This window comes from Natrinema sp. 1APR25-10V2, from assembly GCF_031626495.1.
GTDB lineage: Archaea > Halobacteriota > Halobacteria > Halobacteriales > Natrialbaceae > Natrinema.
Genome location: NZ_JAMQOJ010000004.1, coordinates 310364 through 322797, shown reverse-complemented (window position 1 = coordinate 322797; position 12434 = coordinate 310364). Strand labels below are relative to the sequence as shown.

The following is a 12434-nucleotide window of genomic DNA, read 5'->3' as shown; positions in this document are numbered from 1 at the left end:
ATTATCGTCCCCCTCGATTTTTTGAGGGGATGAAACGACTCGTTAGCACTGACGATGCTCCCGCAGCGGTCGGGGCGTACAGCCAGGCAACGACGAACGGCGACCTCCTGTTCACGGCGGGCCAACTTCCGTTGACTCTCGAGGGAGACGTCCGTGACGAGGGACCCGTCGCCGTCCAGACGCGCCAGTGTCTGGAGAACGTCGCGGCAATCCTCGCGGCGGAAGATCTGGAAATGGCGGACATCCTGAAGGTAACGGTGTACCTCGACGATATCTCCGATTTCGACGAAATGAACGAGGCGTACGCCGAATTCTTCGAAACATCGCCACCGGCTCGCAGCGCGATCGAGGTCGGTTCGGTTCCGAAAGGGGCCGCCGTCGAGATCGAGGTCGTAGCAACGCTCGAATGACGCGGTGTGCGGTGAGAACCCCAGGTATGGATACCGACGGCGTAGCCGTCAGTGGCCCTACAGTGTATCGCTCCGGAACGCTAGCTGGTGGTGAGTGAACGTGAATGGGATGGGCTTCGGGAGTATAGATACGAACGGTCCCGAGAGACCTGTCGGACCGAGAGATGTGACTGCGAGCGCCGGACGGTCTTATGGCACTGTGGCAGGTCGGAACGATCAAAGTACGACCGAGAGCAGAGGGATAGCGGAACGACGCTGTACGCGTTAGAAGAGCCCTGAAACGCTCCCGTCGGAGTGGAGGTCCATACCAGCGGCGGCCGGTTCGGCGGGAAGGCCGGGCAGCGTGAGGACGTCGGCGGTGAGCGCCACGAGGAATCCGGCGCCGGCCGAGGGATAGACCTCGTTTATTTCGAGCGTCCAGCCCTCGGGTGCGCCCTTCCGACTCGCCTCGTCACTGAGCGAATGGAACGTCTTCGACATACAGATCGGAACGTCGTCGAAGCCGTGTCCGGTGAGCCGCTCGATGTCGTCTTCGGCGTCGCTGTGGTATTCGACGCCGTCGGCCCCGTAAATCTCCGTCGCGATGGTTTCGATCTTCTCCTTGATCGGGACGTCGAGATCGTAAAGCGGTTCGAACGTCGACTCGGACTCCGCAGCAGCGACCAGTTCCTCGGCGAGTTCGATTCCGCCCTCGCCACCGTCACTGAAGACGTTCGATTCGGCGACGCTGACGCCGAGATCATCCTCGCAGTGGTCGATGACCGCCTGTACCTCCGCGTCGGTATCACCCGGGAAACGGTTGAGTGCGACGACGACTGGGACGCCGAATTTCCGGAGGTTTTCGACGTGTTTGTCGAGATTCTCGAACCCCCCACGGACCGCGTCGACGTCCTCGGCCTCGAGTTCGTCGAGGTCGGGCGGCCACATCTCCTGGCCGTGGTACTTCAGCGCCCGGACGGACGCGACGAGCGTGACCGCGTCGGGCTCCATCTCACCGAACCGGCAGACGATGTTCATGAACTTCTCGGCGCCCAGATCGGAGCCGAAGCCGGCTTCCGTAATGAGATACTCCGAGAGATGGGCAGCGACCTCGTCGGCGATCAGCGAATTGGTCCCGTGGGCGATGTTCGCGAACGGACCGCCGTGGACGAAGGCTGGCGTTCCCTCGATCGTCTGGACGACGTTGGGTTTCAACGCGTCTTTCAACAAGATCGCAGCACCACCTGTCGCGTCGATATCGTCGACGGTGATCGGATCGCCGTCCGTATCGTACGCCACGATGATGCGGGCGAGGCGCTCCTTGAGGTCGTCGATGCCATCGGCGAGACAGAGGACGGCCATCAGTTCGGAGGCCGCCGTCAGGATGAACCCGTCCTCGCGGGGAAGACCGGTCACGATGTCGCCGAGACCGATCACCGTCTCGCGGAGGACGCGATCGTTCATGTCGATCGCCCGCGGCCAGTTGACCCAGTTGACCTCGACATCGAGTTCGTTCCCGTGTTTGATGTGGTTGTCGAGCATCGTCGCGATGAGGTTGTGTGCCGACGTGAGCGCGTGAAGGTCTCCGGTAAAGTGGAGATTGATATCCTCCATCGGGAGTACCTGAGAGTAGCCACCACCCGCAGCTCCGCCTTTGACCCCGAAGACAGGGCCAAGCGACGGTTCCCGGATCGCGACGAGGGCTTCCTTGTCGATCTGATTGAACGCCTGTCCGAGCCCGACCGTCGTTACCGTCTTGCCCTCCCCGAGCGGCGTCGGCGTCATCCCCGTGACGAGGACGAGCTTCCCGTCGGCCTTCCGTTCCTGCTGGATCCGCTCGATCGCCTCGAGTTTGACCTTCGCCTTCTGTTCGCCGACCAGCTCCAGATCGTCCCGCCTGAGCCCGAACGGTTCGACGACGTCGGCGATGTGTTTCGTGTCGACTGACTGTGCAATCTCGTAATCGGTCGGTATCGACTGTTCGTCCTCGTGTGTGGATGCCATACAGGGACGTTTTCGTGAGCGCTGTATAAGTGTTAACACACCCATCGGTTTCCGGATACGACGTGTTTTCTGCCGTCGCTCGACCCGGGGCGTTTACTGGCCCCTCGATTCGAGGCCCCACGGACTCCGGCAGGTCATCGAACCATCGCAGGTACCGAGAGCGATCGTCACGCCGTGGCTCGATGACGGCAGGACATGTGAAACAGACTACTATCTGTGGTTTAGAATCCCTCGACAGGAGCTTTATTGGCGGCCGTGTGAACCACCACCACATGGAGTATCACGAGGCCGTCAACAGGCTAGAACGGCTTCGGCGGCTCCGGCCCGAGATGGGGACGGACGCGACCGCCGCGATGCTTGCCGACCTGGACGATCCCCACGAGGATCTCGTCGCCGTCCAGATCGCAGGCTCGAACGGTAAAGGGAGTACGGCCCGCATACTCGATCGAATCCTTCGAGAGACGGGGCTCACGGTCGGCTGTTATACCTCGCCCGACCTGAACGACCGGCGCGAGCGTATCACCGTCCAGGGTCGGAAGATACCGAAACGCGAGGTGGTGCGGTTCGTCGAAACCGTCTGGCCTCACATCGTCGATCGGTCCGTGGCGGGGGCCGCACCGACGTTCTTCGAAGTGATCACCGCAATGGCCCTCTGGCACTTCGGCTGCGAGGACGTTGACGTTGCCGTTCTCGAGGTCGGCATCGGCGGCCGTTACGACGCGACGAGCGTGGTCGATCCCGCGGCCGCTGCGGTCACTACCGTCAGTCTCGAGCACACCGACATTCTCGGTTCGACGGTCGAGGAAATCGCACGCGACAAAGCACAGGTCGCTCCAGCGGGTGCGCCGCTGGTGACCGGTGCAACGGGTGCAGCGCTAGACACGATTCGGGCGGAGACGGACGTCGTGACGGTCGGAACCGTCGATGGGGACGACCATGCGTCCGACGCGGACGCCGCGAGCGCCGACAGACGTTCGAGCGCTGGCCGGCGCTCGGACGCCGACGTACGGGTAAACGAGACGCGAACGGTCTCGACGGTATCGTCGTCGGTCTCGCTCGTCGGACCGGACTGGCAGGTCGAGAGTCGGACGCCTTTGCTCGGCTCACACCAGGCGATCAATGCGGGAATCGCTGCCACACTCGCCAAGCAGGTCGCCGATCCGTCCGAGTCCGCCATCGCGGCCGGAATTCGGAACGTCCGCTGGCCCGGTCGGTTCGAGGTGATGAACGACGCGCCGCTCACGGTTCTCGACGGCGCTCACAATCCCGACGCGTGCGGGAAGCTCGCGACGCTCCTCGAGCGGTTCGACTACGACGACCTCTACCTCGTATTCGGTTCGTTGCGCGAGAAGGACCTCGTCGAGATGTGTCGATCGCTCCCGGACCCGGACCGAGTCTATCTCGCCGAGGCGGACGTCGACCGCGCCCAGGGAACCGACGTCCTCGCGGCGACGTTCGATCGCGAGACGAGCGCAGTGATCGACCAGTCGGGGTCGGTGCTCGTGGCACTCGATCGAGCGATCCGCAGGGCCAACCCGTCGGACTGTGTGCTCGTGACCGGGTCACTGTCCGTCGTCGGCGAAGCCCGTGACTGGTGGACGCAGACGGTACGATCGGTCCGGACCCCGACCACGGAACGAGCTCGAGCCGTCATGGGGCGAGCCGACGTCCCACCCTCGGTTACCCGAGATCGTGTGGATCGGATCTCGCACCGGACGTTACGGTTTCACGTCCGCCACGACGTGGCTGCCGAGTTGCGCTCGCTGATGGAGTCGCTGGGTGGAACCTGTGCGGTCTCCGGCATCGAGGCGACGGACCAACGCCTCGAGGTCGTCCTCGCTGGAACGGTCGATCAGTTCAAGATACTGACGTCGAAACTGCGCGGGCGGTCGGTCGGCGGCCGTCGTCTCGCCGAACAGTTGACCGACACGGTCGGGATCGGGGCCGACGGCTCGAGCGGCGAATATCCGTGGACCGACGAGACGGCGGTGATGGGGATTTTGAACGTGACGCCGGATTCGTTCCACGACGGCGGCGAGTACGATGCGGTCGAAGACGCTGTCGCTCGGGCCGAGGAGATGGTCGCGGCAGGGGCGGACGTGATAGACGTGGGCGGTGAGTCGACTCGACCGGGGGGCGAGTCGGTCTCTGCCGTGACGGAACGTGAACGCGTCCTGCCGGTCATAGAGAGGCTCGGCGACCTCGGGACGATGCTCTCGATCGACACGCGTAAACCGACGGTCGCCGAGGCGGCCCTCGACGCGGGAGCAGACATGGTAAACGACGTTACCGGGCTCACGGACGCGGCGATGCGGCGCATCGTCGCCGAACGCGAGGTGCCGGCCGTTCTCATGCACAGTCACTCCGCGCCGGTCGATCCCGACCGACGGCACAGCTACGACGACGTGGTCGACGATGTGCTGGAGGAAGTAACCGAGCGCGTTCTCCTCGCCGAGCGTGCGGGTATCGATCGATCGCAGCTGGTTCTCGATCCCGGACTCGGCTTCGGGACGACCGCCGCCGAGAGCTTCGAGTTGATCGATCGGATCGCGGAGTTTCAAGGCCTGGGGACGTCGATTATGATCGGCCACTCCCACAAGTCGATGTTCGATCGCGTCACGCGTCGCGACGACGATCGACTCGCGCCGACCGTGGCCGCGACGGCGCTCGCGGCCGAGCGTGGCGTCGACCTCGTTCGCGTCCACGACGTCGCCCCGAACGCTGCCGCGATCGCAACCGCCGAACGCACGACGGCCGACCGGTAATCCGCGACCGGTGACCCGACCTGATACTCCGGTTGTTCGTCGCACCCGGTTTTGACCAGGACCCGCCGTCCCGTTCGTCTCGAGTCGTACCGCTCGGTTCGAGACTTCGGTCGGTGCCCGAAAAACACAGCCTGTCGGAACGGTTTCACGTTGTGGAGTAGCCCTCGGAACGGTCGATCGGGACGCCAGTCGTTCGTTGGCCGATAGATGGCCGATTAGAACGACATACGAGCGAAACCGCGTCTGATCACCGGCCTACTGTCACGGCCGAAAGCAGCTCGAAGACGGCAGCGTGACTCGTCTCATAACCGTACTAGCAGTTATACGGTCTTTTAATGCCCAGTGAGGTAATTACTACCGAACGAAGATGATACTGTACAGTAACGAACCGAGAACTCGGAGCGGCTCGGAAAGCGGACGGTCACGCGATAGAGGTGGCGACCGACGATGAGCGACAGTGACCTTCCATCAAGTACGGGCACGGCCATCATCGGTGCGGGGATCGTCGGGAACAGTCTCGCGTACCATCTCGCGGAGCAGGGCCGGGACGATATCCTGCTGATCGATAAGGGTCCGCTCCCCGACCCGGGTGGTTCGACGGGCCACGCCTCGAATTTCCTCATGCCGGTGGAGCACTCCAAGGAAATAACCAATCTCACCCGCCGGAGCATCGAGCAGTACGACGACATGGACACGTTCACGAACAGCGGCGGGATCGAGGTGGCCCGAACCGAAGAGCGGATGGACGAACTCGAGCGACGGGTCCAGTCAGCCAAATCGTGGGGAGAACCCGGGGAGTTGCTCACCGTCGAGGAAGTCGAGGAGATGGTACCCTATCTCAACACGGAGATCATCAAGGGCGGATTCTACAGCCCGGGTGCCGGGACCTGCGATCCGCTTCGGGCCGGTGAGGTTATGCGAGCTCGAGCGGACGACGCGATCGACGGCGGCCTCACCCTCTCGCCGAACACCGAAGTGCTCGATCTCCACGTCGATGACGGGACGATCCAGGCCGTCGAAACCGATCGCGGCACCGTCGAGGCCGGCGACGTCGTGATCGCTGCTGGGCTTTGGAGCCCAAAGATCGCCGACATGGCCGGCGTCGACATCCCCCTGACGCCTGCGGTCCACCAGATGGTCAGCGTCGGTCCGATCTCGTTTTTCGAAGACTACGAGGGCGAGATTTCCTTCCCCGTCGTGCGGGACATGGATACCCAGATGTACGAGCGCCAGCACGGCAACGATCTCGAGGTCGGCTCCTACCAGCACCGGCCGATCCTCTGGGACGTCGAGGACATTCCGTCGATCGACGAAGCGCCCCTGTCGCCGACGCAGCCGCCACTGACCGACGACGCGTTCGAACAGTCCATGGAAAACGCACTCGAGATCGTCCCGGAACTGCTGGACGATCCCGAGGCCGGAGTCCGCCACGAGATCGACGGGCTGCTGTCGGTCACGCCTGACGGCATGCCGCTTCTAGGTCCACTCCAGGACGTCGAGGGGCTCTGGTCGTGCGCCGCGGTCTGGATCAAAGAGGCACCCGCGATCGGCGAGGCCGTCGCCCAGTGGATGACCCGTGGCTGGTCGGACATCGACCTGCATTCGTCGAACGTGAACCGGTTCTACGAGTACGGCACCTCCGAGAAATTCGTCAAGAATCGGGCTCACGAGGGGTTCCAGAAGATCTACGGTATCGTCCATCCGGCCGAACAGTGGCAGAGTTCCCGTCCACTCCGGACCAGCGCGTTCTACGATCGCCAGGACGACTTGGACGCGCGGTTCTTCGAAGCCGCTGGCTGGGAACGGCCGCAGTGGTTCGAGTCCAACCGCGACCTGCTCACCGAGTATAACAGCGAGCTCGCAGGCCTCACCCGGCCGAACGAGTGGGACTCGCGGTGGTGGTCACCGATCATCCTCGCCGAACACCTGCACATGCGCGACAACGTCGCCATGGTCGGCGATATGGGGTTCGGCATCTTCGACTTCGTGGGGTCGGACGTCGCCGAATACATGGAACGGATGGCCGTCGGACGGACGGACGTCGACGTCGGTAAGACGGTCTACACGCCGATTCTCGCCGAGAACGGCGGGTTCGTCTCCGATCTGACGACCGCCCGGCTCGGGCCCAACCACTACCGGGTTATCACCGGCGGTGCGGCGGCTGGCTCCGATCGCGCGTGGTTCAACGGACACCTTCCCCCGGACAAAGACGTCAATCTGATCGATAGGTCCGACTCGCTGTGTACGCTCGGCGTGTGGGGACCAGACGCCCGCGAAGTCGTCGACGGCATCGCCGAGGAAGACATGTCTCACGAGGCGTTCCCACCGTATACGGCACAGGAAATCACCGTCGGCGAGGTCGACGTCTGGGCGATGCGCCTCTCCTACGTCGGCGAACTCGGCTGGGAAATCTACGCGCCGATGGGGCAGGCCAGGCGGCTCTGGGACACCATCGCCGAGGCCGGCGAGGAGTACGACATCCGGCCCGCCGGGATGGGCGTATACGGGACGACCGGTCGAATGGAGAAAGGATACCGGCTCTACGGGCACGAACTCGAACTCGAGTACACGCCGGCGGAGGCCGGCCTGACGTTCCACGGTGTCAAAGAGGCCGATTTCATCGGCAAGGAGGCCTACGCGGCGGCACTCGAGGAGGAGAACGCGGCCACGCTCTGTACGCTCTCGGTGGACGACCACATGTCCGCCGACGGCGAACGGCGGTTCATGCTCGGCAACGAGCCGGTGCTGAACGAGGACGGCGACGTGATCGTCGACGCCGAGGGGCGGGAATCCTACGTCACGAGCGCGGGAACCGGACCGACCGTCGGGAGACATCTACTGATGGCGTATCTCCCGCCGGAGTACGCCGACGAGGGCACGGACCTGCAAGTCGAGTACATGGGCGAACAGTACCCGGTGACCGTCAAGGTCGTCGGTAACGAGCCACTGTTCGACCCGGACAACGAGCGAATTCACAGCGAGGACTGACCACGAACAACATCCGAGGCCGATCACGGCCTCTCTCAGCGCACGTCACAATGAACGTAATGGCCTGTATCAAACGGGTACCGAACACCGGTGCAAAGATCGTACTAACGGAGGACAACCAGCGAATCGACACGAGTAACCTCGGGTTCACCATGAGCCCCCACGAGGAGTGTGCCATCGAGGAAGCCATCCAGCAGGTCGACGCTCACGGTGGCTCGGTACATGTCCTGACGCTCGGGCCAGCGGAAGCGGACGAGCAACTCCGGACGGGGCTTGCCATGCAGGCTGACGAGGCGACGTTGCTCGAAACCGCGGGGGAGGAGTGGTCGCCGCGGCCGACCGCGTCGGCGATCGCGACCGCCGTCCGTGAACTGGCCGACGATGGCGGCGAGTTCGATCTCCTCTTGTTCGGCAACGAGTCGGCTGACATGGGTAACTATCAGGTCGGCGTGCGTGTCGCCGCCGAACTCGACCTGCCCTGTGTGACCGGGATCAAATCCCTGGACGTCGCGGACGGTGTGGCGACCGCGAAACGCGAGGTCTCCGGCGGCGAAGAAGTGTACGAGATCGATCTCCCGGCGGTCGTCTCGGTGAAAGAAGGGATCAACGAGCCCCGGTACGCCTCGATGCGTGCCAAGATGCAGGCGCGTCGCCAGGAGGTCCCCCGCCGCGAGCCAGCGCCGGAAGTGGGAGCGGGTGTCTTCGAGAAGATCCGTCTCGAGGCCCCCGAAGCGGCCGATTCCGAGGCCGAGGTCCTTGGTGAAGGGATGGATGCCGTCCCGGAGGTGATCGACGTGCTCGAATCGGAGGTGGAAGTGATATGATCCTCGCGTTCGTCGAACACGATAGCGGCGTTGCGGACGAACTCTCCCTGGAGAGCCTCACAATGGCTCGCGAGCTGGCAGCGGCCGAAGGGACGTCACTCTGTGCGGTCGTCTTCAGTGACGAAGGAGCCGCCCTGGCGGATGAACTCGGTCGATACGGCGTCGAGGAGCTCCACCGCGTCACTCACGATCGGCTCGATGGCTATGCACCCCAGGCGTGGGGCGAAAGCGTCTCCCAGCTCGTCTCGGAGCTGGGGGCGGCTGCGGTCACAGCCCCCGAGACGGATCGCGGGCACGAAGTGCTGGCCAACGTCGGAGCCGCGCTCGACGCCCCGATGGCGGCTAGCTGTATCGATATCGATGTCTCCGATGGTGGCGAGGCGTACGAACTGCGTCGTCACCGCTGGGGTGGCAGCCTCATCGAGCACGCCCGGCTCGAGGGCGAAACGAAGCTCGTGTCCGCTGCCGAGCGCGAATATCCGGTCGAGGAGGCCGCGTCGACGACCGAACCGGCGGTCAGCGAGTTCACGCCGTCCCTCGACGACTCCCACCTTCGAGTCCGCGTCGAGCGCGTCGAGACGACGGACGAAGAGGGTATCCCGCTGGGCGAGGCCCGGGTCGTCGTCGGCGGTGGCCGCGGGGTCGGTGGCCCAGAGGACTACGATGAACTCGAGGAGTTGGCCGACCTGCTCGGCGGAACGGTCGGTGCCTCGCGGGCCGCGATCAACGAAGGCTGGCGGCCTCACGACGACCAGATCGGGCTGACTGGCGCGAAGATCAGCCCCGACATCTACATCGCCTGCGGCATCAGTGGTGCGGTACAGCACATGGTCGGGTGCAAGGGAGCCGACACCATTCTCGCGATCAATACCGATTCCGAGGCAGCCATCATTCAGAAAGCCGACTACGCCGTTATCGGCGACCTCCACGAGGTCGTCCCGGAACTGAGCGACGCGATACGCGAGGCGACGTAGTCGGCAGCGCCGACGCCGTGATTCTCCTCACTCGCCGCGAAGGTGTGCGACCACGTCGTCAGGGTCGGCCGTGAGACCGCCACCCTGTGCAACGGTCGAGCCACCACCGCCCCCGCCGCCGAACGTGTCGGTCACGTCGGCGATCACGTTGCCCGCATCGACGGTACCAGTCGAGGCCACGACGACGGACGGCGTCCCGTCCGTGTCGACGACCGCAACCACGTCCGGTCGCTCTGCCCCCTCATCGACGAGCGCTCGTGTGCCGTCACTCACTACGTTCGGGTCGAACCCCGCTATCGTCCCCACCGCCCACGTCGCACTGTCGCGCTCGACGGTGGGCAGCTCCGTGAGGCGAGCGTCCAGAACGTCACGCTCTCGGCGTGCTAGTTCGTCCTCGAGTGCCGCTCGCTCGTCTTGCAGGCGTGCGACGGCCTCGGGTAGCTCGGCGGTCGGGACGTCCGCGACCTGACTCGCCTCACGCGTGGCAGCCCGAACGCTTGCGGCGTGGTCGATCCCCGCCGGGCCGACCGCGAATTCGACGCGAGTGACGCCCTCGCCGGGGTTCGACCGACCGAGTACCTCGATCGGTCCGATCTGTCGCGTGTTCGGCACGTGTGTTCCCCCACAGGCCGCGACGTCCCATGGCTCGTTCGAGTCCGTGGCGACGCCGGCGTCGGTGGTCGGCCTGCCGATAGTCACCACCCGAACGTGGCCATCGGACGTGTCCGACTCGTCGGTCGCCATCGCTCCGTCTTCGGTCTGCTCGTTGAACGCGATTCCATCGATCCCGCGGGCCTCGTCGGCGGGCAGTCGCTCCCAGGTGACCGGCTGTGCGTTCCACACGGCCAGATTCGAGAGGCGACCCAGTTCGATCAGGTCGTCCTCGTTGATCGGATCGGCGGTCGTCAGATCGAGTCGGATCTTCTCTTCGCCGATGTCGAAGCCAGCGTAGCCGAGTTCGTCGAACAGCCGGCGTGCGGAGCCGTAGACGACGTGGCTCGCAGTGTGGGCGCGCATGCAGTACATCCGGTGTGCGTCGTCCACGACGCAGGCGACGCTGTCGCCGGCCGCAACGTCGGGTTCGGACTCGAGAGTGTGAACGACCGCGCCACCCTGCTCCTGAACGTCGGCGAGCGCGATGCCGTCGATCGTTCCGCGGTCGGCCGGCTGTCCACCCCCTTCTGGATAGAAGTACGTCTCGGCCAGTTCCAGCTCGCGGCCGTCGGCTGCCTCGACCGTCGTTTCGAACGCCCGCAATTCGGGCAGTTCCGGGGCGCGTGACGATGTCATGCGAACGAGTCAATCGCGGGGCAACAAAAAAGCTCGCAGTTCAGAGGGAGGCTGGCGAAAGGAAAAAGACAGGAGCGCAGGGCTCGGCGGCCGATTCTCCGACGGTTGCTGAGGAAACGACCGGTGTCTCGGTTGTCGGTGCGGCGGGATCGATCGAGACGCGAGCCGACGGCTCAGAAAATTACCGACACGACATAACAGCATGGATGCTGTTCAGGTTTCGTTCGGCGGTCCTCGGCCGCGGACGACCACTGATGCTGCCAGCCTGAACGATACCGGACGCCGAACTGAACCCGTGTTTCGGACGATCCGACCCTCCACTCGAGTAAACCGAAAGCAATCCGTTCGCTGACAGGCTGTGGACGCCAGAGGAATTACAACCATATGTCTGTAATCTTGTTCGCGGATCCCGTTCGTCCGGCGAGTCCGGAAGCCGATCGGACAACGCCCTCGGAGCCGGTGTCGAGAGCGTGCATCGGTTCCCAGAGCGATTCGGCGATATCATCACGGATTCGACCAAAGATGCCGCTCGAGTCGGTCGGACATCGGTGGGTGTGAGCGAGTGCTCGAAGAGCCGTCGGTCTCCATCGAGACGTCTCGATGAGGGTCGTTCGTCGTCTCGACGCTAAACCGGAGGAGGCTTAGAAACTCAGTTTAAGTTTATATCAATATTACTGCCATTGCATACAAATTAAAATTTCTAGACATGAGTTATCTTTATCAGTCGAATCGGGCCGACTGTTCACTACGAAACTGAGTTCAGCTGTGATTTCTGTGTCCGGATCCCCTCGCGGTCGTAATACCGTATCAGAAAAGTATTTCTCCCCATATGCTCGTCTCTGTATGCGATATACGGACGTGGATACATGTTTTTCAGCTACGGCGTATATCATTCACATTATTAGCTCCTCTCAGAAAACAGCGAGAAACGCGATAGCAACGACAGTCGAACTCCATGCGGATGCGCGGACCGGTAACCGGACCAGAGGAAGCACGTATTGTATCTTATACTAATTATTTTTATCACTACTATTAGAGGGGATTCACTAAGCGCTATACAAACTTCTTTGGAGTTTCTTCCTCCGACACCAGATGTAATCATCGTACCCGATTCCCACCGAGATGTGGACGACCGTGCGCTTCGGAGTTCTAGCTCGATCTCGACCCGTCGAAGCGAACAGGGAAGTGAAAGGCGGTCCG

7 protein-coding genes are annotated in these 12434 nt (G+C 63.4%); 5 read left to right on the top strand and 2 right to left on the bottom strand.

Annotation, left to right across the window (positions count from 1 at the left end; genetic code table 11):
• Positions 1-29: 29 nt before the first annotated feature.
• Positions 30-410 carry a Rid family detoxifying hydrolase gene (locus NDO75_RS14580; protein WP_310907229.1) on the top strand — a complete coding sequence of 127 codons (381 nt, stop codon included), beginning with the start codon at positions 30-32 and terminating at the stop codon, positions 408-410.
• A gap of 264 nt (positions 411-674) precedes the next feature.
• Here NDO75_RS14580 and NDO75_RS14575 read toward each other — a convergent pair whose 3' ends face one another.
• Complete coding sequence (locus NDO75_RS14575) at positions 675-2393, bottom strand: formate--tetrahydrofolate ligase (protein WP_310907227.1); 1719 nt, start codon at positions 2391-2393, stop codon at positions 675-677.
• Positions 2394-2665: 272 nt separating this feature from the next.
• Between NDO75_RS14575 and folP the strand changes: the two genes are divergently transcribed.
• From folP to NDO75_RS14555, 4 genes are all read left to right on the top strand, one after another.
• A complete protein-coding gene (gene folP, locus NDO75_RS14570; protein ID WP_310907226.1) occupies positions 2666-5158 on the top strand; it encodes a dihydropteroate synthase in 2493 nt (830 codons plus the stop codon).
• A gap of 447 nt (positions 5159-5605) precedes the next feature.
• Positions 5606-8146: an FAD-dependent oxidoreductase gene (locus tag NDO75_RS14565; RefSeq protein ID WP_310907224.1), complete on the top strand. Its 2541-nt coding sequence runs from the start codon at positions 5606-5608 to the stop codon at positions 8144-8146.
• Between the two features lie 50 nt (positions 8147-8196).
• Complete coding sequence (locus tag NDO75_RS14560; protein ID WP_310907223.1) at positions 8197-8970, top strand: electron transfer flavoprotein subunit beta/FixA family protein; 774 nt, start codon at positions 8197-8199, stop codon at positions 8968-8970.
• Positions 8967-9944, top strand: a complete 978-nt coding sequence (locus NDO75_RS14555; RefSeq protein ID WP_310907222.1) for an electron transfer flavoprotein subunit alpha/FixB family protein — start codon at positions 8967-8969, stop codon at positions 9942-9944. Before NDO75_RS14560 ends, NDO75_RS14555 begins: the two co-directional genes overlap by 4 nt.
• A gap of 27 nt (positions 9945-9971) precedes the next feature.
• Here the strand turns inward: NDO75_RS14555 and NDO75_RS14550 are convergent, their stop codons facing one another.
• The gene (locus NDO75_RS14550) at positions 9972-11234 is read right to left on the bottom strand and encodes a DHHA1 domain-containing protein (RefSeq protein ID WP_310907221.1); all 1263 of its coding nucleotides are present in this window, start codon (positions 11232-11234) and stop codon (positions 9972-9974) included.
• Positions 11235-12434: the final 1200 nt, after the last annotated feature.

What these genes read in the sequence shown, in the direction of transcription:
- NDO75_RS14580 (WP_310907229.1), top strand. Translation starts at nt 30, where the DNA reads ATGAAACGACTCGTTAGCACTGACGATGCTCCCGCAGCGGTCGGGGCG.
- NDO75_RS14575 (WP_310907227.1), bottom strand. Translation starts at nt 2,393, where the DNA reads ATGGCATCCACACACGAGGACGAACAGTCGATACCGACCGATTACGAG.
- folP (WP_310907226.1), top strand. Translation starts at nt 2,666, where the DNA reads ATGGAGTATCACGAGGCCGTCAACAGGCTAGAACGGCTTCGGCGGCTC.
- NDO75_RS14565 (WP_310907224.1), top strand. Translation starts at nt 5,606, where the DNA reads ATGAGCGACAGTGACCTTCCATCAAGTACGGGCACGGCCATCATCGGT.
- NDO75_RS14560 (WP_310907223.1), top strand. Translation starts at nt 8,197, where the DNA reads ATGAACGTAATGGCCTGTATCAAACGGGTACCGAACACCGGTGCAAAG.
- NDO75_RS14555 (WP_310907222.1), top strand. Translation starts at nt 8,967, where the DNA reads ATGATCCTCGCGTTCGTCGAACACGATAGCGGCGTTGCGGACGAACTC.
- NDO75_RS14550 (WP_310907221.1), bottom strand. Translation starts at nt 11,234, where the DNA reads ATGACATCGTCACGCGCCCCGGAACTGCCCGAATTGCGGGCGTTCGAA.